At 43.8% G+C, this 26,082-nt stretch carries 21 protein-coding genes and 1 pseudogene; 5 read left to right on the top strand and 17 right to left on the bottom strand.

Annotated features, from left to right (window positions below):
• Positions 1-139: 139 nt before the first annotated feature.
• Positions 140-1,453, bottom strand: coding sequence for a TldD/PmbA family protein (locus CDG76_RS01580; protein ID WP_094347353.1), 1,314 nt, complete (start codon positions 1,451-1,453; stop codon positions 140-142).
• A gap of 15 nt (positions 1,454-1,468) precedes the next feature.
• Between CDG76_RS01580 and CDG76_RS36925 the strand changes: the two genes are divergently transcribed.
• The gene (locus CDG76_RS36925) at positions 1,469-1,624 is read left to right on the top strand and encodes a hypothetical protein (protein ID WP_190240724.1); all 156 of its coding nucleotides are present in this window, start codon (positions 1,469-1,471) and stop codon (positions 1,622-1,624) included.
• A 238-nt stretch (positions 1,625-1,862) separates the two neighbouring features.
• Here the strand turns inward: CDG76_RS36925 and CDG76_RS01585 are convergent, their stop codons facing one another.
• Together CDG76_RS01585 and CDG76_RS01590 are read right to left on the bottom strand one after the other, a co-directional pair.
• Positions 1,863-2,723 carry a Tab2/Atab2 family RNA-binding protein gene (locus tag CDG76_RS01585; RefSeq protein ID WP_094347354.1) on the bottom strand — a complete coding sequence of 287 codons (861 nt, stop codon included), beginning with the start codon at positions 2,721-2,723 and terminating at the stop codon, positions 1,863-1,865.
• A gap of 289 nt (positions 2,724-3,012) precedes the next feature.
• Positions 3,013-3,264: a carbohydrate-binding module family 14 protein gene (locus CDG76_RS01590; RefSeq protein ID WP_094347355.1), complete on the bottom strand. Its 252-nt coding sequence runs from the start codon at positions 3,262-3,264 to the stop codon at positions 3,013-3,015.
• A gap of 500 nt (positions 3,265-3,764) precedes the next feature.
• Here CDG76_RS01590 and CDG76_RS01595 point away from each other — a divergent pair, with 500 nt between their 5' ends.
• Entirely contained in the window at positions 3,765-5,345 is a 1,581-nt protein-coding gene (locus CDG76_RS01595; protein WP_094347231.1) for a group II intron reverse transcriptase/maturase, read from the top strand.
• 277 nt (positions 5,346-5,622) lie between these two features.
• Here the strand turns inward: CDG76_RS01595 and CDG76_RS01600 are convergent, their stop codons facing one another.
• From CDG76_RS01600 to CDG76_RS01610, 3 genes are all read right to left on the bottom strand, one after another.
• Positions 5,623-5,847, bottom strand: coding sequence for a hypothetical protein (locus CDG76_RS01600; RefSeq protein WP_190240725.1), 225 nt, complete (start codon positions 5,845-5,847; stop codon positions 5,623-5,625).
• A 127-nt stretch (positions 5,848-5,974) separates the two neighbouring features.
• Positions 5,975-6,619, bottom strand: coding sequence for an HAD-IA family hydrolase (locus CDG76_RS01605; RefSeq protein WP_094347356.1), 645 nt, complete (start codon positions 6,617-6,619; stop codon positions 5,975-5,977).
• Between the two features lie 157 nt (positions 6,620-6,776).
• A complete protein-coding gene (locus tag CDG76_RS01610; RefSeq protein ID WP_094347357.1) occupies positions 6,777-7,970 on the bottom strand; it encodes an NAD(P)/FAD-dependent oxidoreductase in 1,194 nt (397 codons plus the stop codon).
• Positions 7,971-8,166: 196 nt separating this feature from the next.
• Here CDG76_RS01610 and CDG76_RS01615 point away from each other — a divergent pair, with 196 nt between their 5' ends.
• On the top strand, positions 8,167-9,150 hold the full coding sequence (locus CDG76_RS01615) for a methyltransferase domain-containing protein (protein ID WP_094347358.1): 984 nt from the start codon (positions 8,167-8,169) through the stop codon (positions 9,148-9,150).
• Positions 9,151-9,153: 3 nt separating this feature from the next.
• On the opposite strand, the gene CDG76_RS01620 is transcribed toward CDG76_RS01615, so the two are convergent.
• The 11 genes and pseudogenes from CDG76_RS01620 to CDG76_RS01670 all read right to left on the bottom strand — a co-directional run bounded on the left by CDG76_RS01620 (position 9,154) and on the right by CDG76_RS01670 (position 22,565).
• Positions 9,154-9,651 (bottom strand): HAMP domain-containing protein, encoded by a 498-nt coding sequence (locus CDG76_RS01620; RefSeq protein WP_223265098.1) that lies wholly within the window; start codon positions 9,649-9,651, stop codon positions 9,154-9,156.
• Positions 9,652-9,691: 40 nt separating this feature from the next.
• On the bottom strand, positions 9,692-10,108 hold the full coding sequence (locus tag CDG76_RS01625; protein WP_094347359.1) for a type II toxin-antitoxin system VapC family toxin: 417 nt from the start codon (positions 10,106-10,108) through the stop codon (positions 9,692-9,694).
• Positions 10,108-10,413, bottom strand: coding sequence for a type II toxin-antitoxin system HicB family antitoxin (locus CDG76_RS01630; protein ID WP_094347360.1), 306 nt, complete (start codon positions 10,411-10,413; stop codon positions 10,108-10,110). Before CDG76_RS01630 ends, CDG76_RS01625 begins: the two co-directional genes overlap by 1 nt.
• A 34-nt stretch (positions 10,414-10,447) precedes the next feature.
• Positions 10,448-11,116 carry a response regulator transcription factor gene (locus CDG76_RS01635; protein WP_094347361.1) on the bottom strand — a complete coding sequence of 223 codons (669 nt, stop codon included), beginning with the start codon at positions 11,114-11,116 and terminating at the stop codon, positions 10,448-10,450.
• Positions 11,094-12,698, bottom strand: coding sequence for a sensor histidine kinase (locus CDG76_RS01640; RefSeq protein ID WP_094347362.1), 1,605 nt, complete (start codon positions 12,696-12,698; stop codon positions 11,094-11,096). Before CDG76_RS01640 ends, CDG76_RS01635 begins: the two co-directional genes overlap by 23 nt.
• A gap of 404 nt (positions 12,699-13,102) precedes the next feature.
• Positions 13,103-15,130: a serine/threonine-protein kinase gene (locus CDG76_RS01645; RefSeq protein WP_094347363.1), complete on the bottom strand. Its 2,028-nt coding sequence runs from the start codon at positions 15,128-15,130 to the stop codon at positions 13,103-13,105.
• A 545-nt stretch (positions 15,131-15,675) separates the two neighbouring features.
• Positions 15,676-16,770 (bottom strand): serine/threonine-protein kinase, encoded by a 1,095-nt coding sequence (locus CDG76_RS01650; protein WP_094347364.1) that lies wholly within the window; start codon positions 16,768-16,770, stop codon positions 15,676-15,678.
• Between the two features lie 476 nt (positions 16,771-17,246).
• The gene (locus CDG76_RS01655) at positions 17,247-17,807 is read right to left on the bottom strand and encodes a hypothetical protein (protein ID WP_094347365.1); all 561 of its coding nucleotides are present in this window, start codon (positions 17,805-17,807) and stop codon (positions 17,247-17,249) included.
• A 121-nt stretch (positions 17,808-17,928) separates the two neighbouring features.
• A complete protein-coding gene (locus CDG76_RS01660; RefSeq protein ID WP_094347366.1) occupies positions 17,929-19,155 on the bottom strand; it encodes a type II secretion system F family protein in 1,227 nt (408 codons plus the stop codon).
• A 156-nt stretch (positions 19,156-19,311) separates the two neighbouring features.
• A pseudogene (locus CDG76_RS01665) lies at positions 19,312-20,442 on the bottom strand (type IV pilus twitching motility protein PilT); the annotation flags it as partial.
• Between the two features lie 119 nt (positions 20,443-20,561).
• A complete protein-coding gene (locus CDG76_RS01670) occupies positions 20,562-22,565 on the bottom strand; it encodes a GspE/PulE family protein (protein WP_094347368.1) in 2,004 nt (667 codons plus the stop codon).
• Positions 22,566-23,055: 490 nt separating this feature from the next.
• Between CDG76_RS01670 and grpE the strand changes: the two genes are divergently transcribed.
• Both grpE and dnaK read left to right on the top strand, forming a co-directional pair.
• The gene (grpE, locus tag CDG76_RS01675) at positions 23,056-23,802 is read left to right on the top strand and encodes a nucleotide exchange factor GrpE (RefSeq protein WP_094347369.1); all 747 of its coding nucleotides are present in this window, start codon (positions 23,056-23,058) and stop codon (positions 23,800-23,802) included.
• 227 nt (positions 23,803-24,029) lie between these two features.
• Complete coding sequence (gene dnaK / locus CDG76_RS01680; protein ID WP_094347370.1) at positions 24,030-25,988, top strand: molecular chaperone DnaK; 1,959 nt, start codon at positions 24,030-24,032, stop codon at positions 25,986-25,988.
• Positions 25,989-26,082: the final 94 nt, after the last annotated feature.

Raw genomic sequence — 26,082 nt, forward strand, 5'->3', positions numbered from 1 at the left:
CCCGACTTCTTAAATAAGTCGGGGATATTGTTATTCACAAATAATTTAGGATCGCTATACAAAAGCACTCTCCCCAATTACGAATTACGTTAGCGTAGCGGTAGCGAGTCCACGAGCGTCATTACGAATTACGAATTACTTAATTGCTTCTTCCCGTGGTGGATAGCCCTTCTACTATCAGAGACGGAGTATAACAAGAACCATTCCAATCAACATCGTTGCCTAGTGTAACCAATTGCTTCAGGGCTGTGTAAACATTACCTGCAACCATCGTATCCTTAACGCGCCCAATTACTTGACCATTTTGGACGCGGTAGCCTAAATCGACGTTGATCGAAAAATCTCCCGAAATACTGCCGCCACCACCCAACATTTGATCGACAATCAAGCCATGATCTAGTTGTTGAATCAAATCTGGTAGCGATGCCGAACCTGGCTGGATGAGAAAATTAAATAAACCAGGGGTGGGATAGCTACCTAAACCAGGGCGAAAACCATTTCCCGTGCTGTTAGTACCCAGTTGGGAGCCGGTGGTGCGATCGCTATAGAAATGCTGTAAAGTCCCGTTTTGGATAAATACCAGAGATTGAGTCGGAGTGCCTTCATCATCAAAAGGACAACTATAAGGGCCAGCTTCTGGATCTTGGTAGATGGTGAGACTAGGTGCAACTACTTCCTTACCCAAACGTTCCGCCCAAGGTGAAGCTGCTTCTAAAACTCGCTTGCCATTCAAAGCGGCTTGTACAGTACCCCAAAGCATATCGGCGGCTTTAGAAGTGAACAAAATTGGGACACGACCAGTAGGAGGTGAGATATTTTCTCTAGACCAAATTAACCGTTGTAAAATTTGGTTAGCTAATCTCTCTGGGTCGAGTTCCCCCCGCTTGGTTTGACCATCAGCAACACTTAAAAAATCATCACCACGCACCCATTCAGCTGATATATAGCAGCTGAGGGTAGTATCAGTATAGTGACAATCTAAACCTTTGGTGTTGACTAGTCTGGTGGTTTCAATATCACATTCCCAGTCACCATTGCATACAACATCGGGATAGGCATCACGGATGAGTGCGATCGCTTCTTTGCCCCAGTCCACCAAAACCTCTATTGGGAAACTTTCTCCTAAATCGGGGTAGGAGGGCTGAGAGTTAGAGCCTAATTCTACAGTTTCCGGTTGATTTAGTTGACTTAGAGCCAGAGCTTTTTCCACCATTACTTCGGCTAAGACAGAACCGTAAGCCACCGTCAGTCCCGGACGCCCATTTCGCCAAAGCCGTAGTGCTGTACCTTCAGATTGGTTAGTTTCTAGCTGTTTGAGTCGGTTTGCCTCAAAAAACACTGGGCGAGAAAGCGATCGCGACTGATACACCTCAGCAGCTTCTGCTCCAGATTTTATAGCTAGTTCCAGCAACTGTTCGGCTAGTGTATCTTGTGACAAATTTTCAGAACCCATGACCCTTAGTGAATTGTGGATTTTGAACCGCATATCAACGCTGTCTCAACAGAAGTGCGATGTCTACGACGGGCTACGCCTACGCACTTTCCAGTGATGAACGCAGATAACTATCCAAAAATCATCAGTGTTTCTTTACAGTTACGATTGGAAACCGCAGATCAACACTGATGGACGCAGTTAATTATCCCAAATCATTGTCATGTCTCAACGGATCTAGTCATTTGTCATTTGTCATTTGTCATTTGTCATTGGGCACAAAATACAGAGGGGCAGAGGGGAAAAAGGTACTGTAACTTTTCCTCGGTAACAGAGCGTAGCCGTACTCCTCCGGGGAAGCAAGCTACGCGCAGCGTCTGTCTACGACACGCTGCGCGAACGTAAAGAAGTGTTGCCCCCCTGCCCATTTTCACAGATTAACCTCTTGCAACAGCCAAAAACCAGCAAAAGATTCTGCTTTGGGATCGGACTGTACACCGATAAAATGTACTCCATTCGCTTTTTGCTTGGCTGCTTCAAAACCTTTAGCTTCTGCTAAGATTTGAGGTTTTTTGATATTTGCCACAATCCAACTTTCAGTTACACCAGTTTCTAAAAGCAATCTCGCCTCCTCGCTGGTGTCAAATCTTAAAAAAGCCAACTCCAAACCAGACATCCAGCCAGCCAAGGGCAACGCTCTCGATGAGAAAATCAAAATACCAGGAATACGAGCTTCGGGTGAAACTTTCGCCAACTCTAAAGGGAAAGCTTCACCAAAACCAATTTCCCACTCTGGCATATCAGCAAAATCCGCAGCATCTAAAGTAACAAATACCCACTGCTGTCCTTCCAAAGCATCTGGTAAACGTTGCGGCAAAGGTTTCTCCAAACGGACTGAGGGATTAGTTCCCCCTTGATATCCTGCCTCTTGAGGATACACTTCTTCCATCCGCTGTTCTAACCATTGATTGAGAACCAAAGTACGGCGGCTAGGCTGGGCGGGAATGCCTATATCTTGGCAGGCTTTAGTAATCATATTGTTCATTTGGCGGCGGAAAAAGCGGATTTTAATTGGCGCTTTTCCGGCTTGGTCAATAGCCTCCTGCAATGCTGTCCGCAACCAGCCCGAATTTACCTGGGTACTGGGACAATATTGAGCATAGCGAAACAAAGAGTCTGCTTTTGCGCCAATATCCAAGGGGCTTTCGCAGACTAAGACTTCCCAAACTTTTTTTTGATTAGCGTCCAAAATCGGACGAGAGTAAAAATCGATTTCCCAAATACTGCCCATGTTTTGCGGTAAAAATCTGGCTGTTATGTTTTCCTGATATGTTGATCATACGAGTGTTGGGGCAGCATTGGGCATTGAGAATGGGGCATTGGGCATTGGGAATTGAGATTTCAGATGAATCCAGTTCAAAGGTGGATGAACAAGTCTTTGAAATTAATACATTAAGTTCTAACTTTTCCCTGTCCCCCTTTATCCATAATCGTTTGAGCAGAATGTAGGAAATTTTTGGAGTGGCTAAATAAAAATCCCCGGCAGAGGTCGGGGAGATGGATGGCTGGTAGGAGCAATGTTAGTTTTTGGCTTCTGTTTCTTTTGCTGGTTGTGAATCCCACTCACAACGACCCACGTTTTCATCAAATACTAGACCATTCGGACATGACTGTAGCACAAGTCCATAAGGCGCACATTGATAAAAGCTTGAACGATTGTTTGGGTCTGGGTACAAGGTGTCAACATCTTCAGGGCCACATGCATATTCTGGGTGCGATTCGTTGATTAGTGAATCACGGTAATCAGTCCGTAAATAACTAATCCAGCCCACAGCAGATTACTGTCACTAAAGGCTGAACTCTCGGTCAGATGTAGGTGAAAGCCCTACCATTCAGACTCAGAATTGACTCCTTATCTGCCCACACCGAACAAGCTCGGTTCTTGTAGAGTGAAGCTGGGAACAGGGCGCAATCAGACGACCGTTGCGGGTTGACACTGGCGCTAATAGGGAGTTCCCACGATGAAACAGAGCCTATAAAAGCGACTTACTGCAAGGCAGGGCGCAACACAAAATCCCTGACCTCACTGGAGATTCATTCCCGCCAAAATATTCTGAAGTAACAGGCAAGAGTCCAGGGAATCCAGTAGTTGAATTGGCTACATCTAAAAGGAACTATCAATCTCTCCGAGGGAACGAATAAAAACGAGTTGCGGGTCTTGGGGCAGTCGAACCCCAGGTAGGCTAGACGAGAAGCGGAATCCTCGCAAGTCGGGTAGGACAGACCGTAATTGGTCTGAGGTGTTCAGAATACACAAACTCTAGAAGAGAAAATGATTAGACACAGTTGTAAAACCAGTGAATCTTGGAAAGCTTTACCGTGGAAGAAGTTCCGCCGTAACCTTTTCCGCCTTCAAAAGCGCGTGTACAAAGCCGTTCAAGTTGGAGACAAACGGAAAGCTAGGTCACTCCAAAAGCTTATTCTAAAATCCACCTCGGCTCGATTTCTTGCAATTAGACTTGTATCTCAGCTAAATGCTGGTAAAAAGACGGCTGGTATTGATGGTAAGAAATCCCTCTCATTTGAAGAACGCTTCAATCTTGAAGAACTACTGAAAATGAATAGTGGAAACTGGAAGCATCAAGGACTACGGGAAATCCCCATCCCTAAAAAGGACGGGACTACCAGAATGCTTAAAATACCAACCATCGCGGATAGAGCTTGGCAATGCCTCGCAAAATATGCACTAGAAGCAGCACACGAAGCAACGTTCCACGCCAGGAGCTACGGGTTTAGAACTGGGCGCTCTGCCCATGATGCTCAAAAATACATCTACAATAACCTACGTTCCTCCTGCAAAGGAATAGAAAAACGAGTTATTGAACTCGATATCGAAAAATGCTTCGACAGGATTAACCACTCAGCAATAATGGACGAACTCATTGCCCCCAAAGGCTTAAAACTCGGTATCTTCCGATGCCTTAAGGCAGGAGTAAACCCAGAATTCCCCGAACAAGGAACACCTCAAGGGGGAGTGGTCAGTCCGTTACTAGCTAACATCGCGCTCAACGGGATTGAGAGTATTCACAGATACCACGCCGAATACAAAAACAGTAGAAGTATCACACCGAAAACCTCGTCCGAGAAAATTGTCGAACCATCAGTCCGATACGCGGATGACATGGTTATTATACTTCGACCCGAAGACGATGCGATAGAGATACTTGAAAGAATCAGCGAGTTCCTCCGCAAACGCGGAATGAATGTAAGCCAAAAGAAAACCAAAGTTACCGCCGCGACAGATGGGTTTGATTTCCTCGGCTGGCACTTTAAAGTCCAGAAAAACGGAAAGTTCAGAAGTATTCCCTCAGTGGACAACTTTAAAGCTTTTCGTAAGAAAGTAAAACACATCATCAACAACTCGAATTATGGTGCTACCACAAAGGCTGAGAAATTAGCCCCAGTAGTAAGAGGTTGGAGAAATTACCATAAGTTCTGCAAGATGGACGGGTCTAGAAACTCGTTATACCACATCCAAAAAAGAGCTTACACGGTATTCAACAAGGAAACCAAGCAAAACCGCTACTCTAGTAAGAAACTACTAGACAAAGCACTCCCAGCAGTTCCCTACTCCGAAAATAAACACGTCATGGTTCAAGGAATAAAATCCCCCTATGACGGAAATATAGCCTACTGGAGCGAACGCAGAAGCAAGCTCTACGATGGCGAAACCTCTAAAGCTCTTAAGAAGCAAAACCATAAATGTGCCTCCTGCGGTTTGAAATTCATTGATGAAGAAAAGGTACACCTGCACCACATCGACGGAAATCATGCCAACTGGAAGAAAAGTAATCTTGAAGCAATTCACGAGAGTTGCCACGATTACAAACACATGAGCAAAAGCGCAAGCTAAGAACATCGGGAGCCGTGTACACGGAAACGGGTACGCACGGATCTAACTGAGAGGTGCGGGGAATAATATCCCCCATCGACTCAACCAATTGTTGCTGTTGCTTTTTCCTCTGCGTTGGCGATACTTATACTACTTGTTACTAGTCCTATAGTTAGTACGATTGCTATAAAAGCACGAATGAGTAGTTTTTTCATGAAATTGATTTTTTGGCTAAAGCTTCAGTATTGTCTGACGAGCGCTGTTCAAGATGCAAGGACAGTTAAGACAGTTAAGAGATTTAAGAGATATTTAATAAACTTTTTAGGTTTAGAGAAGTTAATTTCTCTACCCTTTCCCCAACAAAAACGTAATTACCATCAATAATTAATTCTTTTAATTGTTTCAATGCCTCGATTTCATCCACAGGCAACGGGTGAACACTCCTATTACTGCGTTTTTTGCGGGTAATAAAAATCTCCTCATCTAAAAATGAAATAGCATCCCATCGCAAATGTCTTACCAAGTGCTATTTGCGTTTTGGGGCGTAGACCCAGCCTAACCCAGGCATCGCTCTTAACAAACCCTGTTAGCCTTATGATGCACGTGGGCTGAAACCATGATTTTTCAGCAGGTTTATGAAAGTTTGCGAGCTACTGACGGTTAATCCAAACGCCTCTGAGTCCAGCGGCTTTAGCTCCGTGATAGTCTTCTACAATGCTATCGCCGATATGCCATGCCGCCTCTGGCGAACATTTATGTTTGTCTAAGGCAATGGCAAAAATTTGCGGGTCGGGTTTAGCTGCACGTACCTGCGTAGAAATGGTGACGGAGGTAAAAAACTCTCTCAATCCCAAACTTTGCAATACTGAGTAAATCCGAGAATCAAAATTAGACAGCACCCCCAGGCTAACTCCCAATCGCCGCCAGTTAATTAAAGCTGGTAAAACATCGGGATAGACAAACCACGGTTCGCCAGTACCAAAGTGAATGTAAAGTTCGCTAAAAAAAGCCGAAAAGTCAGAAAATTCCTTGAGAACACCTGCCCTTTCAAAAGTGTTCAGAGCAATTATCCGCCACCAATCAAACTCGCGCTGGGGAATATCTTGCAGTTCTGCATCTGGAAATATCGGCGGCGGCGCTGTTTTAAAGCTTTGTATGAAAGCTGTATTCAATGTTTCGCCTGAAACTGTAACGCCAAATTCCTGGGCTATCTGACTATAAACTTCGCCCACACTACCTTTGACATCGAAGAGTGTACCCACAGCATCTAAAAAAATAACTTTCGGTTGTTCCATTAAAGTTTGAAAATTTTGAATGTTGAATTTTAGATTTTGGCTTGTTAAGAGCTTCTGTGGGTAGAGTCTAGCATCTGCTAAGTAGATTGGCGGAAATTAAACAAATCATCGTAAATGTATTGGTTTTTTACCAATGCCCAATTCCCAACGTTGAAAGTTACCGAGAAAGTGTTTCTATAATCGGACGGAATAGCCAATTAAAACCAACTTTCAACTGATGGTCTAAAGTTGGCAATCTATATAAATAAGCAGCACGACGAGCGACGTATGCCAAGGGGCCATCTAGTTTAATTCCCAAACCAGTGAGAGTGGCGTTGTCTATTCCTAGTGCCATCATTTCTCCTAACTGTTGGTAGTGGAAGGGAAGGAGGGGGCGATTAGTCAAAGTTGCCCAGATATTCCAGGCAGTATAATCAGCTTGTTGAAAAGCCGCTTGTGCGGTAGCGGGGACTTGCTGTCCTTCAGCATCATGACAGTCTGCTAAATCTCCCAAGGCAAAGATTTCTGGATGATCGAGGACTTGCAGATTGGATGTAGTGGTGATTTGACCGCGCTGATTTTGCTTGAGAGGAAGAGAATTTACTACAGGCGCAACCCTAGTTCCCACAGTCCAAATTACCAAATCCACCGGAATCGTGTCTAACTGGTTTTTGTACTCTAGGGAAATGCTATTTTGCTCGATTGATTCGATTTTGGTTTCTAAGTCAAGAAACACACCACGCGCATCTATTGCTTTCTTTGCTGCTTCCCGATTAAACTCTGGGGAAGTTCGCAAAATTTGGTCGGCGATTTCAACGATCCGAAAGCGTCCTCTTTCGCCTAGTCTGTCGGCTAATTTACAAGCTAACTCTACACCACTGTAGCCAGCCCCAACGATCGCTACCCGAATTTTATCAGCATCCGATTCTTCTAAAAATCGCAGGCGTTCTTCTAAACGATAGGCATCAGAGATGGTGCGGAATGTGTAGGCGTAGGCTGCCGCACCAGGGACTAAATCTAGCGGTGTCTCACCTCCTAGCGCCAGCACTAATCGGTCGTAAGGGATTTCTGGCCCTTCTTGGATATTTACCCGTTGCTGGTCGATATCAATTCCAGACACAACCCCTTGATAAAAACGCACCCCTGTGCCTTGTAAAAGTTCTTCAAAGGGTGGGGCAATTTCCCACGTTTGCAGTTCGCCAGTGAGTAATTCGTAAAGTAAAGGAGAGAATAGGAAGCGATCGCTTTGATCTACTAGAACAATTTCGGGTTTTTGCGTAGATTCCCAAGGTAATTGGCTTAACCGCAGGGCTGTGTAGAGACCACCAAAGCCTCCACCAAGGATACAAATTCTAGAAGTTTGTTCAGTCATCTATTCTATGTTATGGAACAATCAATATTAATTAGGCAACTAACTTTAGGGTAACTGAAAGTTTAGGTTTCAAAACCCTCCATTTGTATGAATGGTTTTAACATCGCTAACTCAGCACTGCTTCGGTGAGAAAATTGGACAGCTTGCAGTCTAACAATTGGATAAACTTGTTAGAAAAGATTAAGGTTTTATTTCTATGAGTTGGTTTTTTTCGACGCTGGGAGTTTTCTTGGCACTAATGACGCTCTTGCTAGCGTTGTATCTAATTACTGCCAGACCTTATCAATCATCTAACTCCGTAGCCAATTCCTATGACGAATGGACTGAAGACGGTATTTTGGAATTCTACTGGGGTGAACATATCCACTTAGGTCATTATGGTTCGCCACCACAACGAAAGGATTTTCTCACTGCTAAATCTGACTTTGTGCATGAAATGGTACGTTGGGGTGGTTTAGATAAATTACCCCCTGGCACCACTGTCTTAGATGTTGGCTGTGGAATTGGAGGTAGCAGTCGCATCTTGGCACGAGATTACGGTTTTGCAGTCACAGGTATTACCATTAGTCCCCAACAAGTCCAACGCGCCCAGCAGTTAACCCAAGAGGATCTTAATGTGCGGTTTCTTGTGGATGATGCGATGGCACTTTCTTTCCCAGATGCCAGTTTTGATGTAGTTTGGTCGATTGAAGCTGGGCCACATATGCCAGATAAAGCCATTTTTGCCAGAGAGTTGATACGGGTGCTAAAACCCGGTGGAGTGATGGTTTTAGCCGACTGGAATCAGAGAGACGATCGCCAAAAACCACTCAATTTTTGGGAGAAACGGGTAATGCGGCAACTATTAGATCAGTGGTCGCATCCGGCTTTTTCCAGTATTGAAGGCTTTTCCGAGCTTTTGGCAGCCACGGGATTAGTCGAGGGGGAAGTGATAACGACAGACTGGACGAAACAAACACTTCCTTCTTGGCTAGATTCCATCTGGCAAGGAGTGACTCGACCAGAGGGATTGGTGCGTTTTGGTCTATCTGGTTTTATTAAATCTCTGCGAGAAGTACCTACCCTCCTACTGATGCGGCTAGCATTCAGCGCGGGTCTGTGCCGATTCGGGATGTTTCGCGCAATCAGAGCTAACTCGTTGCAGAAATCAACTAAACAGTATAGTTTGATTAGCGGGTAATCCCTACTTACCCTGTTCATTTTCTACGATTTGTGCCTGGGTGTGACGCAGTTCCGCTAACGCTAATTCTAAGCGTTGATTTTTTTCATCTAACTCCTGCGTCCGTTCACGCACTTTCTTTTCTAGAATCTGGCTATATACTTCTAGCTGTTCGTTACTATCCTTTTGAGCTTTTATGAGTTGCTGAACTTCCTGGATAAGACGATTGAGGGAAGTAGCTAAGATGCCAACTTCATCATTAGTCGTGACGGGTGCTTGTAAATCGAAGTTAGATTCTTCTGTAACCTGTTGGGCAATATGGGTAACAGCTTGAATGGGACGAGCAATAGCGCGGCTGGTGTAAATTGCTAGTAATGTGGCGATCGCAATTGATAGTGACAGGCTACCAACGATAATGTATAAGCGTAATTTTTCCGCCGTTTGTAGTTCCTGTTTTGCTTGCTGATACTCCTCGGCTGTAACTTTCACAAGCTTGCTGATGTCATTGAGAAAGTCATCCATCAAAAAACCGACGAGCCATGCATAAAATTAGATAAAAAGCTTAAGTTGACCAATCTTGGATAGTAAGTCCTCGAACTTTCTCAAAATCTCGCATATTTCTCGTTAACAGGATTCCTTTATTAGCAAGGACTATCGACGCAATGCGTAAATCTTGAGTCCCGATGCAAATGCGTTGATTTCTGAATTTTTGATAAATCTCTTGGGATTTTTCATCATAGTGAAGAATATTAAATTCAGACAGTAGCATAACTGTTTCAACCAGTCGCTGATAAGTATTTGATTGTAAAACTCCCTCTTTTGCTTCAGCAACTTGAGCCAAAGGACCTCTTAATTGTTCTTCAACATTAATCGCAGTTGTTGTTAGTTGTATATTAGCTGCTAATAGCTTTGCAATGAGGATGGGGTGATTTCGTCCATAAAGACTCAAGTGGTCTGTATCTAAAATATAAATCGCCATTACTCATCTTTAGTTGCATTTAATTCTTTGCGGATAACAGATAGTTTCTCCATGAAATCGTCAAATGTTGGGTCGTTAGCAAATATTCCTGCATACTTCATCTGAGTTATTTGTTGATGAGGAATTTCTTTTGGATTAACTTCAATCGTCACAAACTTACCTGTCGCTAATTGCGCTTGTAGCGCAGATTTAACCTTTGAGATTGCTTCCTCTTCTGTATTAGCCTCAACCATTACATTTGGCATCCCAACTACTGATGCCACAAAATTATCTTTTTGAGTTTGAACAAAAATTTGGTACTGCATAATTGTCTATCTGTATGTTTTATCCAAAATGGTATTATATTCGCAAGCAATAACCCATCCCTCTAACGGTTTCAATGAGGTTGCTGCCTAGTTTCTTGCGGAGATAACCAACATAGACATCAACAATATTAGAACCTGGATTATAGTCGTAGCCCCAAACGTAATCTAGTAGCTGTTCTCGACTAATAACTTGTCCGGGATGACGACAAAACATTTCTGCCATTGTAAATTCACGAGCAGGTAATTCTATAAAGCGATCGCCTACTTTTACCCGTCGAGTCCGCAAATCGAGTACCACATTACCCGCTGTGAGGATAAACTCTTGGGTATCTCTCACTGGCCTAGCAGATCGCAAACGCAACTTTACCCGCGCCAGAAGTTCTTCAAATCGGAAAGGTTTGGTGACATAATCATCCGCGCCTCCTTCTAGTCCAGCGACTTTATCGTGAATGTCATTCCGAGCCGAGAGAATAATTACAGGCAAATCTTCTCCCTGTCCCCGCAGTTCTTCTAATACCTGAAATCCATCTTTTCCAGGTAATCCCAAATCCAAAATTAGTAAGTCAAAAACTCCACTGTGAACAACATCCACCACATACAGTCCGTCGGCAACTGTTGTCGTTGTAAAACCTTGCGATCGCAATCCTTTCTCAATAAATGAGGCAATGCGGGGTTCATCTTCAGCGATGAGAATGTTGGGCATAAGCACTCATTTCTTGCGGGGGATCGAGGGGTAAAACGATACTAAACATCGAACCTTTTTCTAGTTGACTCCGAAGCAATACCTGTCCACCATGCGCCTGTGCGATCGCTCGGACAATTGACAGCCCCAATCCCGCACCCTCGGAACGACGACGACTGTTATGAGTTCGAGCAAAACGTTCAAAAATCCGTTTTTGATCGATAAGCGGAATACCTTCGCCTGTATCGCGTACCCAGAAACGCACTTTTCCTTTAGCGATCGCAGAACCTATGGAAATAGTATCATTCTTTCCAGTATGCTGAGTCGCATTCTGGGCTAAATTCATTACAGCCTCAGTAATTCTCTGGCGATCGACTATAATCTGACCCTTTGCCACCGCATCTATTTGCCAATCTCGCTCTGCCAGAGTCTGGGCTTTAATAAATAACTCTTGGGTTAATTCTGCTACATTCACCGTCGCCAACTGCAAAAAATCTAAGCGTTCTGCCTTTGCCAGCAAAATCATGTCATCCACCAGACGACTCATCCGGTCTAATTCTCCGATAACTAGTGCCAAGGTTTCCTGTTGCTCTTGAGGGTCATCTCCCATCAGTTCCAAATGTCCGCGAATTATGGTAATGGGAGTCCTGAGTTCATGCCCCGCATCGTTGACAAATTCTCGCTGGGTGGCAAAAGCTGCCTCTAGTCTGTCCATCATTTCGTTGAATGTCGTTGCTAGTTCTGCCAGTTCTCCCTTACCTCGTGCAGGTAAGCGCTGGGTTAAATCTGACTCACTAATTGCATGGGCAGTGGTAGTAATTGTCCGTAGGGGAGCTAGCACCCGTCCCGCCGCCAACCACGCCAGAATGAACGACACCACAAACACAAAACTAGAAACTTCAATAATTACAGAAACTGCTTCTAGTGTCTCTGCTCGCTCACCATCTGTATTATGGGCAACAACAAAGACACCTCGCGTTTTTCCATTAATTTTAATCGGTTCCACCATATAAAGGATTTTACTGAGATCCGGGTCAGAAAATTCTTTTTCTCCCTGTTCTGGTTTAGTTTGTTTTGCCCACCGTTCCATGAGTTGTGAGTCCTTGGCAAGTGGTTTGGGACGCGCTCTAGGGCTAGATTTATAAAATTCACCATCAACAAAGGTGATGAAATAAGAATCATCCTCTGGTAGTCGATATAACAGATAAGCTCTGAAAAGCTTAATCAAATCTTCTTTGGAAGTGGGAGGAGTGATTTGTTTTTTTCCGGCCAGCAACCATTTCAATTGCTCTGGGCCAATTACTATGTCTTCTGGATCGTCCTCAGTCAGTGCATCCTCTGTAGCAAAGGTTTCACCTTTAATTAAGGCATTAAAAGCCGCCATATCTTCTACCATATCTTGACGAACTCGCTCATCAATGCGGTGGTAGAGCTTATAGCGAAAGGCGGGAATGGCGATGAGAAATGTTATCCCCAAAATCAGCAAGTACCAGAGCAAAATCCGGGTGCGTGCTTCTCCAAATACTTGCTGCCAACCCGAAAACAGCTTTGTTATTTTAATTCCAAACCTGCGATCGCGGCGATGGTTGGTGATGCTGCTCATTATTACCCCTCCCCATTTGAGACAGTTTATCGCAATTGGGGATCGGGTACTGGAGACTGGGGAATGGTTTGAGATTAAAAGGTGGATGAACGGAGTTCTGAGGTGGATTCATCCAGTTCAAAGGTGGATGAACGAGATTCTAACTCTCCTTTAATCCTCAATACAGTTCAGATAAGCCCAAAACACTTGTAGAGACGGCGATTTATCGCGTCTCAAAAACCCAAAATTTTTGCCAGTAGCCTTAACTGAACCGTATTGCTTTAATCCTTAGACTTCTTGCATAAATCCAAAAAAGAACCCCACCCCGCATTTGACTTACATCAAATTCTCCCCTCCCCGCCTGCGGGGAGGGGTTGGGGGTGGNGTGTTAGGGGACTTCTTGCAAGAGGTTTATTAATCCCCACTCACTGAGACAACCGCCAAATCTTAATCGTGTTATCTTCACTACCGCTAACAAGGGTTTTGCCATCGGGAGTGAAGGTAACAGATGTGACGGTGTTGGTGTGCCCCGCTAATGTGAGAATTTCTTCTCCTGTAGCTGTATTCCACAGTTTAATAGTGCGATCGCGGCTACCACTAGCAATAATTTTACCATCGGCACTGAAGGCTACGGATGTGACAGTGTTGCCATGTCCCGCTAGGGTGCGAAGTTCTCTTCCGGTAGCTAAATTCCAAAGTTTGATGGTGCGATCGCGGCTAGCACTGGCTAAAGTTTTACCATTTGGGCTAATAGCCACAGTTGTCACTGTTTGAGAATTTCCTTCTAGTGTGCGGATTGGGTATCCTTTTGCTAGATTCCAGATTTTGATCGTTTTGTCAAAACTGCCACTGGCCAGAATCACACCATTAGGACTAATAGCCACTGATCGCACCCAGAATGTATGCCCTGCTAGTGTCCGAATTTGCTCTCCTGTTGCCAAATCCCAGATTTTTATCGTGTTGTCATCACTGCCAGTAACTAAAGTCTCGCTATCAGCACTGATGGCTAAGGCATGAACTGAGTCAGAATGCCCTATAAGAGTGCGAATTTGTTTGCGCGTTGCCAAATTCCAGATTTTAATCGTGTTGTCATCACTGGCACTAACTAGAAGTTTGCCATCTGGACTAATTACTACGACATTCACCTGCTGAGAATGCCCGTTGAGTGAAGAGATTAGTTTTCCGGTTGCCAGATTCCAAAGTTTGATTGTGCGATCGTCGCCACTGCTAGCTATGGTTTTACCATCAGGGCTGATGGCGACAGATAAAACTGAGTTTTCGTGTCCTTGGAGGGTGTTATCCAAGGAAACCTTACCCAAGCTAATCTGACTCAAAATCGCATCATTTTTACTAGGACTATTTTGTTGAATCAACCTAGAGACCAAACTGGTTTGAATCCGGCGAAAATTTTTATACCAAGATTCGCTGAATCCAAATAACAGAATGAAAGCACTTACCAAGATTAAAATTCTCAGTAAGGGATAACTTTTTGGTAAAGCTGGTGCTTTAGTTGGTGGTAATTTTCCAGATGATTTACCCGCCGGGGGCAGGGCGAGGAGTTGTTTGGGAGTCAAGTCTCTCAGGACTTCTTCGGCTGACTGGTAACGTTCCTGGATATCTTTTTTTAAAAGCTTGTCGATGACAAAATCCAACTCAGGATTTATCGGACTCCGCAAATATTCTCGCCAATTACTTACCCAGGCGTATCCAGATTCCATCCACAACTGAAATGGCGAATTTCCCGTTAGCAGATGAAAGCAGGTAGCCCCCACACCGAACAAGTCGCTGGCGGGGAAAGCTTTCCCATCTCTAATTTGTTCTAGGGGAGAATAACCATGCGAACCAATGGATGTGCCAGATTTCTGCTGAACTTTGGCGGTAAATTGCTTTGAGGAGCCAAAATCAATCAGGCATAATCGCCCATCATTTTTATTGCGGATAATATTTTCTGGCTTGATGTCTCGATGAATAACTTTGCGATCGTGGATAAATTTTAGGATGGGTAGTAAATCTAGCAAAATAGATTGAATGTCTCTAGCGTTATAAGCCTTGCGCTCTTGCAACTCCTTTAACAAATTATCTCCATTAATAAACTGCTGCACCAAATATAGGCAGCCGTCTTGCTCAAAGTAAGCTATCAAAGTCGGAATTTGAGGATGTTCCCCAAGGTCTTGTAGTCGCTGCGCTTCTTGGGCAAACAACTCCATCGCCTTTTTTTGCGACCAAGTTCCTTGGAATTTTGGAGCTAATTGCTTGATAACACAGCGTTCATAGAGTTTATCTACGTCTTCTGATAGATAGGTTCTGCCAAATCCCCCCTCATCTGAAAGGACTCGGATGACACGAAAGCGATTTCTTAAAAGTGACACCAGCGGGGTGCTACAACTTTGGCAAAACTTCTTTCCATTAGGATTCAGGGGATTTGAGCAATCGGGATTTAAGCAGCAGATCATGATCTGACAGGCGCGACTGCATGACAACTTAGGCTAAGTTTGCCCCGAACTTTCCCTTAAGATAATTGACTCTCGCTTACTTGTGGTAGATAAACCCTGTTCTGGGGATTGGGGAATTACTTATATAGTTAGCTTTTGTAAATAATAGTCAGTCTTCCTCATCTGTGGAAAACTACGAGAGCCATAAGATTAATTATTCTATCGATTATATAATAATCTGAATAAAAATATTTTTTGGAACTTTTAAACCTAGTAATTTTGCTTGTATCTTGGCAAGCGACATCTGACTAAGTATTGAAGATAAACCCTGATTAATGAATCATTACTGACTATGAAATATAGTTAAAATGCTTACTAAATTTGTTTTGGGTATTTTAAATTGCCCATAATTAATTATTCATTTGATACTTCAGGTAAAAAGGCTGCAACTTACAGCAGATTTCAAGTTGGTGCGATATACAAGCTAAGTCTGTTACCCAGGTATAAAAGGTGTTTTAATCCTGTTAGCGCAGCGGGGCGTAGCCCATTCTGAATTCTGCTATATGTTATCTTGTTTCCTTGAATCTTGCTCTCCATTTCCGAATGGCACTAGCAGTTCTAGCTACAGGTGGCATATATACATCATAATTTTCGTGTTGTATAATTTCATGTTGTGTAATTTTTTCTTGTGTAATTTCGTGTTGTGTAATACTTTTATTATTTAATTTTTGGTTAGTTAGACAGTTAGCCAAAGTAGGCAAATAACTTTCACTACTTAAAGCTTTCATCACATCATCGGCAGTCTTAAACCGATCCTCTAAGGTGATTTTCACCATTTTTCCTAAAATCTGGGCGAAACTGTTGCTGACATTTACCTGTTTTTGCCAAGATATTTCACCAGTATTTGGGTCGTAGTCCAATTCTAAAGGACTTTTAGCAGTCAACATATAAATACAAGTTACACCCAGTGCATAAATATCGCTGGCATAAACTGGACGTAGAGAAAACTGTTCTGGTGGTGCAAATCCCCTAGTCCCGATAAAGTTTGTATTTGCAGCTTGATTGATTGAGTTTTCACAAGCGTCAACTAATTTCTCTTTCACTGCACCAAAATCAATCAGCACTATGCGCCCATCATATTCACACCGCAATAAATTCTGAGGCTTAATATCCCGATGAATCACATGATGTTTATGAAGATACTGTAATACAGGTAATAACTCCTTTAAGAACTGCTTAACCGAGGATTCACTTTTGGGCCCAGTTTGCCGCACTTCTCGCGCCAAAGTCAAACCCGGCACATATTCTTGAATTAAAAAGAACTCCCCATTCGCCTGAAAGTAGTCTAAAAGCATGGGAATTTGCGAATGACTACCGAGTTGCCCCAAAGTTCTTGCTTCTTTTTCAAAGCGCATACACGCCCTTTGCCAACTTTGGGGACTAGTGACTTTTGGACAAAGCTGTTTAATAACACACAGTGGATTCCCAGGTAATACGGCATTTTTGGCTAAAAATGTTACACCAAAACCACCTCTACCTAAAACTTGCAGTATTTCATAGCGATCGCGAAATAGCCGTTTGGAACCACACATCTGACTCAACTGAGTTTGTTGTGAAATGCTCTCTTGATAATTCGTTGTTTTTTGAGAAAAACGATTCATTAGTATAAAGTATCTGCTTTTAAATGTCTCTAATTCTATGACAATTATTTATTGGCAACAGTAAGATTACTGAATCTTTGCTAAATCCTCATTACTCTTCAAAAAGTAAAAATAAATTTTTGTAGAACTGGCCCTTTTACGGATGTGTCACAAGCTAATTTGTAGTTTGTTAGAGGTGAAAGTCTGTTGCGTGGGTACTTATAACAATTTTGTATGAAGATGCAATAATAAAACCCCTCTAGTTTAGCAAAAGGGGGACGGCATAGCCGGGGGTAAAAATATGTAGTTTCACGCTTAGTATATTTATAGAGATGCAAGGACTTGCATTCTGACGTTCGTCGCGGAGCGTCCCGCAGGGATGGGATGTTTTTTTGACTATACAGCAGATTTCAAGTTAATGAGGTACACAACGATTCGTCTGTTAGCCAGGTATTATGCGTATTTTACTCTTGAATTCTGAATTCTGCTGTAAGTACCTAAGCTGGTGGACTTTGTGAAGAGAAAATATCTGTGAGATTCTCCTCAACCAGCAAATCTGGTGTTTGCATAATAAATGGGAGTTCGGCTCCCACAAGACCTCTTTGGATGCGTTCTAAAGTCTCACTAAAAACGATAAACAGAGGATATATAGCATTAGCTCCCTCACTCAAAATATGACTGTGACGGAGAGGCATCAACCACTCATAATCATTGTCTAGGCAAACTTGGGTTTGTCGCCAACGTCCTAATAAATCAGAAAAATCTTCGTGAGCGCGATGAATAAAGACTAAAATTTCTGCTCCAGTTTTGATTTTCCACTCTGGATCGCACATCAAAATTGCCACATCACAGGGTAAGCAAATCGTTTGTGGGGCTGTTGTAGCAGTATTCCGAAGCCGGACAATTGGCAAAGGTATAGTAATGACACTTTCATCTGGACGGCGCAGACTGGGAATCATCTCCAAGTATGGCCGATATTGCTTTAGTAAGGCGATCGCAGCTAGATGATTGCTGTACTCTGCCAAACTCGCTTCGTACTGAGATTTTTGCACAGTCATAGTTTATTAAATAGTGAGTAGTTAGCAGTTAAGAATAAAATTAATCAGTTAGAAGTTAAAAGTTAGAAATAAAATGTTTCTATTCCTAACTCCTAACTTTTAACTCTTAACTATTAATCCTTTATCCCAGCTTTTCAAATACCGCAAACATCGGCAGATACATCGCTAGCAAAATGGTTCCCACCATTCCCCCTAGAACTACAATCATCACCGGTTCTAAAATACTAGTCATTGCTTTTACTGCTTGCTCAACTTCATCTTCATAGAAATCAGCAACTTTCATCAACATTGCATCTAATTCTCCAGTTTCTTCTCCGATACTAATCATCTGAATTGCCATAGCCGGAAAAACGCCATCACTTTGTTGTAAAGCAATGCTAATCATACCTCCTTGTTGAATCTCCATACGGGCTGCATCTATGGCATTAGCAATTACTTGGTTTCCTGATGTATCTCGGACAATTTCTAAGCAAGTTAAAATTGGTACACCTGAACGAGTCAAAGAACCAAAAGTCCTGCTAAAGCGGGCAACTGAAGATTTTTGAATTAAGTCACCAAACAATGGCATCTTGAGGGAAAGACGATCAATTGTGATGCGACCAACAGGAGTTTTAGAGTATTGTGTAAAGGCAATTTTTAGTCCTATAAGAGCAGCGAGAAGGATCAAAGCATTCCAACTTCTCAAAAATTTACTAGCATCCATCAAAAATTGCGTTAGAGGTGGTAATGAGATTCCAATTTGTGTAAAAATCGTGGCGAAAATCGGAATCAGAAAAATAGTCATGCCAAGAAAGATCGCAACTGCGATAAAACCCACTACCGTTGGATAAGACATTGCTGATTTAATTTGGTTTTGTAGACGAGCAACATCTTCTAACAACTTAGCTAAACGATTCAATACTTCGTCTAGAACACCACCAACTTCGCCAGCTTGAATCATACTCACATATAATCCATCAAAACAGTCAGGATGCTTCCGCATTGCCTCTGAAAGATTCATTCCGCTTTGAACATCGGTGCTAATGTCCACAAGGGCTTGTTTCAATTTAGTATTACTACACTGTTCAGAAAGCACCCCCAGACTTCTAACGATCGCAACTCCCGCATTCATCAAAACGGCAAATTGACGCGAAAAAACGGCTTTGTCTTTCACAGAAACCTTAACTAAGGAATTCTGGAAATTTTTGAAGGCAACATCTGGCTGAAATCCCTGAGATTGCTTGAGTTCTTGGATTACAAAACCTTGATCTCTGAGATTAGTCCGAGCTTGTATCAAGGATTCGGCAACAATTTTTTCGGTTCGAGATTTTCCTTGCGAATCCCGAACACGGGCAACGAAGTTTGGCATAAAATAAATTCAAAATAGTTGTTATTAATTGGGCATGGGGTATGGGGCATTGGGAGGTGTGGGGGGTGTGGGAGGAGAGGGAAGCAAAATTCATCATCTCCCCACACTCCCCACACTCCCTCATCTCCCCACACTCCCTTATCATCCCCAGTTCCTTTAATGCGCTTTGGCAGCCGCACCAGGTTTCGCACCTGCTGCCTGTGGTGGCACAGAAGTACCGATGAGACGTTGGATTTCATCTGGCTTAGAAGTCTTAGACATGGCCGCTTCAAAGGAAATGGTTCCATTTTTGTAAAAATCGGCTAAAACCTTCTCTAGAGTTTGCATCCCCAATTTGCCACCAGTTTGAATAGCTGAGTAAATTTGAGATGTTTTGCCTTCTCGAATCAAGTTAGAAATAGCGGGAGTGACAATCAGAATTTCTTGAGCCATTACCCGACCATACTCACCAGGTTTGGGGCTTTTCTTGGACACTAAGGTTTGGCTAAATACCGCCACTAACGAGTTAGACAGTTGCACCCGCACCTGGGTTTGTCTTTCATGGGGGAAAACGTCAATAATCCGGTCAACCGTTTGTGCAGCGGAACTGGTGTGTAGCGTACCAAATACCAAGTGTCCTGTTTCTGCTGCGGAAATCGCCAAGGAAATCGTTTCTAAATCGCGCATTTCCCCTACCAGAACAATATCTGGATCTTCCCGCAAAGCTGCTTTCAAAGCATTAGCAAAGCTCTTAGTATCTTCACCTAGTTGCCGTTGGTGAACCAAACTTTTAATTGGTTCGTAGACAAATTCAATTGGGTCTTCCACCGTCAAAATATGCTCTGCCTTGGTGCGGTTAATCAAGTCAATCATTGCCGCTAGGGTCGTTGTCTTGCCGGAACCTGTAGGACCTGTCACCAGAATTAGCCCTCTGGGCTTATCTGTCATTTCCCGCACGATATCTGGCAAACCTAACTTTTCAAAGTTAGGAATCTTAGAACTTAATGCTCGTAAACAAGCAGCATAAGAACCACGTTCTTTATAAACATTGACCCGAAAGCGAGCCAAACCCTTAACACCATAAGAACAATCCAACTCCCAGTTCTGCTCTAAGGTTTTACGCTGGGTGTTGTTGAGCATACTAAAAATCAGCCTTTGACATTGATCGGCTGTCAATACATGCTCACCTATAGGCGTAAGTTTGCCACTGATGCGGAAATAGGGAGGCAAACCTGCGGATAAATGCATATCCGAGCCACCCAATTCAATCAATTGCTCCATCAAATCTTCAATCATCATTTCCATAGTTCTGCTTCCTTTTAATGTTTTTTATTTGTCATTTGTCATTTGTCCGTTGTCATTTGTCAGTTGTTTAATGACCAATGACCAATGACCAATAACTAATGACTAATGACTAATGACTAGTCTTAAAACCGAGCTGTCATACAGTAAGGACAATCCAGCCATTCTTGTTTTAATGTGGCATCGCAACTCCTACAGGTAAGACCAATCTTGCGTTTGGCTTTTAACTCTGCTTCCAAACCAGTATCAGTAAACGTCACTCGTTCTACTTCTTCTAAAGTGGTGGAACCTTCGCGCACTAAGTCTAAACTGTAAGCCAGCAAGGTTTTCATCCCTTCTTCTATTGCCACTTCCTTGATGCGTTCTGTGGGTGCATCTTCGTTAATGAGAGTTTGCAGGTTTTCGGTGACTCGCATAACTTCATAAACACCACAACGCCCTTTGTAGCCGTTGCCATTACATTTTGGGCAAAGGTGATTTTTGGCTTTGGCATCTGCGATCGCATCTAATGTCAAGGTGTTAGCTTTATAGAAGGTGACTCCCACATCAGAGGAAGCTGATAGACCATAACGAGCCAGTTCCTCAGTTGTGGGAGTGTAGGGAATACGACATTCAGAACATACCCGCCGCACCAAACGTTGAGCTAGAACACCAATTAGGGAACTAGAAACCATGAAAGGCTCAATCCCCATTTCTCCCAAACGAGCGATCGCACCTGGGGCATCATTGGTATGTAAGGTAGTTAATACTAAGTGACCGGTCAAGGCAGCCTCAATAGCTGTTTTTGCCGTTTCCTTGTCCCGCGTTTCACCCACCAGTAGCACATCTGGATCTTGTCGCAAGAAAGCCCGCAACGCAGTAGCAAAATCTAGCCCTTTTTCCCGAATCACCTGTACTTGAGTAATTCCTGGAAGACTGTACTCAATTGGGTCTTCTACGGTACTGATATTAATTCCGGGATCGTTCTTTTCAGAGAGTGCAGAATACAGCGAGGTTGTTTTCCCAGAACCAGTTGGCCCAGTTACCAAAATTAGCCCAAAGGGACGGCTAACCATATCCTGGACAATATGTAAAGTCTCTGGATCGGTAATTAACTTATCTAATCCCAGTTGGGTGGAGGAGTTATCCAAAATCCGCAGTACCACCTTTTCCCCGTAGCGACTGGGTAAGGTATTCACCCGGAAGTCCACCTTACGTCCCTCAAACATCCGGCGGATACGTCCATCTTGGGGTAGACGGCGTTCAGCAATGTCTAGATTGGAGATGATTTTAAATCGGGCTGTCACCGCTGGGATGATTTTTTTCGGTAGGGGATCGAAAGCTTCCTTCAGTACGCCATCCTTCCGAAAGCGAATGCGTAAGTTTTCTTCTTGCGGTTCGATATGAATATCAGAAACGCCCTCATGCAAGGCTTTAGCCAGGATTCTATTGACTAGGTTGATGACTGGGGCATCCTCTGCACCCTTCATCGCTGCCCCTAGATCGGCCTCCATTTCTTCAGGAGCATCCGAAAGATCAAGATTTCCGAGGTTTTCTAAATCCTGATTAATATCTGTAAACTTTTCTTGTTCCAGGTGCTTCTGCTTAACAGCCATTTCATCCAAATATTGGTTGATTAGCTGCTGGTAATCTTCCTGGGTAATCACCATGCGCTGCAAGGCCAAACCTTGGGGGCGCAATATGCGGTTCAGGTCATCGGAAGCTTCTAGATTATCTGGAGCAACCATCGCCACTAAAACTGAGGGCGGGGTTTGGTCTTCGTGTTTCGACAGTGGTACTAAACGATGGCGACGGCAGATATCCACTGGGATGAGGGTTTCAATCAGGTTCCCCATCATCGTGTTGCCAACGGAATTGACTTCTGGATCGAGGAATTCAACTCCGTATAGTATTTTCAGTTCAAATAGCTGCTGTTTTTTGTATTGCCTGAGCAACTCAGGCGATAGTTGTTGCCCAGTAATTGACTCTAATACTTCCGTTAAGGGTCTGCCAGATTTGCGGCTTTCAATTAATGCCTGCCTCATCTGTTCGGTATTGACATAGCCAGATTGTACTAGCTTGTTGCCGAAGGGCGAAAACTCTGTTCTGGTAGTTAGAGCGGTACTGCGCCGTTGTGGTGACGAGTTCATAAATGAGCGAATGAGTAGGGGGAACCTCTGCTTAAAGTATTCCCAGCCTGGGAGATAGAATTCTCATTTTCCAAAAAAGCGAATAGAATTGCCTGCGGCACACTGCGTGAACGCGGCTACACAAACAAAGTCCGCCTGCGCAAACTAAAGAAAAATTGAGTGTTTTAAACCCACGGAGGTGGGTTTTGCCTCGTGTAGAGGCGGTTTCTAACCGCCCTTTTACTAAACCCCTACAGCGCGGATCTATTTACCAATTTCCCAGTCCCTAATACCTAGTCCCCAGTCCCCAGTCCCCAGTCTTACTCGTTCGGGTTCCCACCTTAGTAGCGTCTGGGCTAACGTGTTCACCATTTGTCACAATAAGAGGACGGTTATATCACTTCCAGGAACTTGTCGGCAATAAAATCAGCCTCAGTTGCAAGTCGTGGATGACGACGGTTGCAAGCTGTAGAGATACACTGCCATAAATAGGATCTGGAATGAATAGACAATGATCGATGAAAATAAACAAATAAACAATACAAGCCAGCAATTGGGTGAACCAACAGAGGTAAAGCAAGCAATGAAGAGTGACTTCCCAGCCCAAACTAATTTCAATGAATCTGGCAGCGAGGTGACAGAGCAAGTGGCGGCCCAAACAAATATATCAGGCGATACTGCTGTCAATCCAGAAAATAGCGTCGCTGCAACTGAGAAAATTGGAGTGGAAACAGCAGCTTTGGCAGAACTGAATCAACAAATCGAGTCCGTCAAAACGCAACTAGAAGAGCGTAGTACTCAATATATGCGGATTGCCGCTGATTTTGAGAATTACCGGAAACGCACTAGCAAAGAAAAAGAAGACCTAGAGTTGCAGGTGAAGCGGAATACGATTTTGGAATTGCTGCCAATAGTCGATAATTTTGAGCGGGCGCGATCGCACCTCAAACCACAGTCTGATGGCGAAATGACCATGCACAAAAGTTACCAAGGCGTTTACAAACAATTAGTAGATAGTCTGAAGCGCCTGGGTGTATCACCAATGCGTCCCGAAGGTCAAGAATTCGATCCTAACCTGCACGAAGCAGTAATGCGGGAACCTACGGATGAACATCCTGAAGGAACAGTGTTAGAAGAGTTAGTGCGCGGATATTACTTGGGCGATCGCGTGCTACGCCATGCAATGGTCAAAGTAGCTGCTGCCAAGGAAGATACACCTTTTGCACCAGAAGATCAGTCGAGTTCAGCCAGCAGTTAAGCTGTAGTCGCTCGCCTCGCTGACCTCAAGTGCCTGGGTTATAACAAGGACGAGCATCGCGTACCTAAAACTTGGACAAGGCTTTGGATAACTCTCTGTGTTTCAACTTCTTTCTTGCTACCAGCAACAGGGGTTGCACAGAAGTTATCCGCTAGCCTTTGTTCTTAGCAAACAAGTTAGTCCGCGACATATTACAGCAGAAATATTCAGTAAAAATACTGGCAAATATGGGAAAAGTTATTGGGATCGACTTAGGCACTACTAACAGTTGCGTCGCAGTTTTGGAGGGTGGTCAACCACTTGTGATCTCCAATTCTGAAGGTGGACGAACTACTCCAAGTATTGTGGGATTTGGGAAGAGTGGCGATCGCTTGGTTGGTCAATTGGCAAAACGCCAAGCCGTAACCAATGCTGAAAACACAATTTACAGTATTAAACGATTCATCGGGCGGCGTTGGGAAGACACTGAAGTAGAACGCGATCGCGTCCCCTACAACTGTGTCAAAGGTCGAGACGAAACCGTTGATGTCCAAATTCGCTCAAAAAACTATACGCCACAAGAATTATCTGCGATGATCCTGCAAAAGCTGAAGCAGGATGCGGAAAACTTTTTGGGTGAGGAGGTTACTCAAGCAGTGATCACCGTACCAGCATATTTCACCGATGCCCAAAGACAAGCAACTAAAGATGCTGGCACAATTGCAGGTTTAGAAGTCCTGCGAATCATCAATGAACCAACAGCTGCGGCTTTAGCTTTCGGATTAGAAAAGCAAGACCAAGAGCAGCTAATTTTAGTATTTGACTTGGGAGGCGGTACCTTCGACGTATCAATCCTGCAACTTGGGGATGGCGTTTTTGAAGTGAAGGCGACTTGTGGTAATAACCACTTGGGTGGAGACGACTTTGATAATGCGATCGTCCTTTGGATGATGGAACGTTTCCAAGAACAAGAGAAAATCGACCTTTCCAAAGACAAGATGGCGTTGCAACGCCTGCGGGAAGCTGCGGAAAAGGCAAAAATTGAACTCTCCAGTATGATGAATACCTCTGTCAACTTGCCCTTTATCACAGCGGATGACACCGGGCCAAAGCATCTGGAGATGGAACTCAGCCGCTCTAAATTTGAAGAACTGGCCGCGAAATTAATTGAAGCGACCATCGAACCACTGATCCAATCGCTCAAAGATGCGGATCTCAAACCAGAAGTCATAGATCGGATTATTTTGGTAGGTGGTTCTACCCGTATTCCGGCAGTCCAAAACGCCCTAATTAAGTTTTTCAACGGCAAAGCTCCCGATCGCTCCATCAACCCTGACGAAGCCGTAGCATTGGGAGCGGCTATTCAAGCAGGTGTGTTAGGTGGTGAAGTCGATAATCTCTTACTATTGGATGTCACCCCTCTGTCCTTGGGAATTGAAACTTTGGGTGAAGTGTTCACCAAAATTATTGAACGCAACACCACAATTCCTACGAGTCGGTCACAAGTTTTTTCCACCGCAGTTGATGGGCAAACCTCAGTGGAAATTCACATCCTCCAAGGTGAACGGGCGATGTCACGGGATAACAAGAGTCTCGGCAAGTTTTTGCTAGCAGGGATTCCCCCATCTCCCCGTGGTGTACCGCAAATTGAAGTCTCCTTTGAAATCGATGTCAACGGCATCCTGAAGGTTTCTGCTCAAGACAAAGGTACAGGTAGAGAACAGAGTATCAGGATTACCAATACAGGTGGTTTGAGTAGCAACGAAGTCGAACGGATGCGCCAAGAGGCGGAACTGTTTTCCGAAGAAGATAAAAGACGTAAAGAACTGGTTGAACTCAAAAACCAAGCAGATAATTTGTTGTTCAGTTATGAATCTACGATCAAGGATAATAGCAACTTTATCGGCGACCAGATGAAAACCTTGGCCAGTGAAAAAGTTGAACAACTCCAAGCGGCAATGATTGACTCCAACATTTCCACAGTGGAATTTAAGCAGCGCTTAGACGACTTCCAACAAACCTTGTTTGCAATTGGTGCTGATGTTTACAATCGAGCGAACAACCAAACTGATGAGATTGAGGGGGGTTCATCTGGTCACTTTACCCCAGAAGTAGACTCACCAATGAATGGCACGCTGATACCACAATTCAACTTTGATTTTGACGAAGAAAGTACCGCTCAGGCTGATTATGAGGCGATAGATTAGGGGTTGGGACTGGGGACTGGGGACTGGGGACTAGGGACTAGGGACGCAGAGCGAAAATTCCTCTTCTCTGAACCCTTTCCTCCTCTACACCTGT

This window comes from Nostoc sp. 'Peltigera membranacea cyanobiont' 210A, assembly GCF_002246015.1.
Lineage (GTDB): Bacteria > Cyanobacteriota > Cyanobacteriia > Cyanobacteriales > Nostocaceae > Nostoc.

Excerpts from the sequence above, each read along its gene's own strand:
- CDG76_RS01580 (WP_094347353.1), bottom strand. The coding sequence starts at position 1,453 with ATGGGTTCTGAAAATTTGTCACAAGATACACTAGCCGAACAGTTGCTG.
- CDG76_RS01585 (WP_094347354.1), bottom strand. The coding sequence starts at position 2,723 with ATGGGCAGTATTTGGGAAATCGATTTTTACTCTCGTCCGATTTTGGAC.
- CDG76_RS01595 (WP_094347231.1), top strand. The coding sequence starts at position 3,765 with ATGATTAGACACAGTTGTAAAACCAGTGAATCTTGGAAAGCTTTACCG.
- CDG76_RS01605 (WP_094347356.1), bottom strand. The coding sequence starts at position 6,619 with ATGGAACAACCGAAAGTTATTTTTTTAGATGCTGTGGGTACACTCTTC.
- CDG76_RS01610 (WP_094347357.1), bottom strand. The coding sequence starts at position 7,970 with ATGACTGAACAAACTTCTAGAATTTGTATCCTTGGTGGAGGCTTTGGT.
- CDG76_RS01615 (WP_094347358.1), top strand. The coding sequence starts at position 8,167 with ATGAGTTGGTTTTTTTCGACGCTGGGAGTTTTCTTGGCACTAATGACG.
- CDG76_RS01620 (WP_223265098.1), bottom strand. The coding sequence starts at position 9,651 with ATGGATGACTTTCTCAATGACATCAGCAAGCTTGTGAAAGTTACAGCC.
- CDG76_RS01625 (WP_094347359.1), bottom strand. The coding sequence starts at position 10,108 with ATGGCGATTTATATTTTAGATACAGACCACTTGAGTCTTTATGGACGA.
- CDG76_RS01630 (WP_094347360.1), bottom strand. The coding sequence starts at position 10,413 with ATGCAGTACCAAATTTTTGTTCAAACTCAAAAAGATAATTTTGTGGCA.
- CDG76_RS01635 (WP_094347361.1), bottom strand. The coding sequence starts at position 11,116 with ATGCCCAACATTCTCATCGCTGAAGATGAACCCCGCATTGCCTCATTT.
- CDG76_RS01640 (WP_094347362.1), bottom strand. The coding sequence starts at position 12,698 with ATGAGCAGCATCACCAACCATCGCCGCGATCGCAGGTTTGGAATTAAA.
- CDG76_RS01645 (WP_094347363.1), bottom strand. The coding sequence starts at position 15,130 with ATGATCTGCTGCTTAAATCCCGATTGCTCAAATCCCCTGAATCCTAAT.
- CDG76_RS01650 (WP_094347364.1), bottom strand. The coding sequence starts at position 16,770 with ATGAATCGTTTTTCTCAAAAAACAACGAATTATCAAGAGAGCATTTCA.
- CDG76_RS01655 (WP_094347365.1), bottom strand. The coding sequence starts at position 17,807 with ATGACTGTGCAAAAATCTCAGTACGAAGCGAGTTTGGCAGAGTACAGC.
- CDG76_RS01660 (WP_094347366.1), bottom strand. The coding sequence starts at position 19,155 with ATGCCAAACTTCGTTGCCCGTGTTCGGGATTCGCAAGGAAAATCTCGA.
- CDG76_RS01670 (WP_094347368.1), bottom strand. The coding sequence starts at position 22,565 with ATGAACTCGTCACCACAACGGCGCAGTACCGCTCTAACTACCAGAACA.
- grpE (WP_094347369.1), top strand. The coding sequence starts at position 23,056 with ATGATCGATGAAAATAAACAAATAAACAATACAAGCCAGCAATTGGGT.
- dnaK (WP_094347370.1), top strand. The coding sequence starts at position 24,030 with ATGGGAAAAGTTATTGGGATCGACTTAGGCACTACTAACAGTTGCGTC.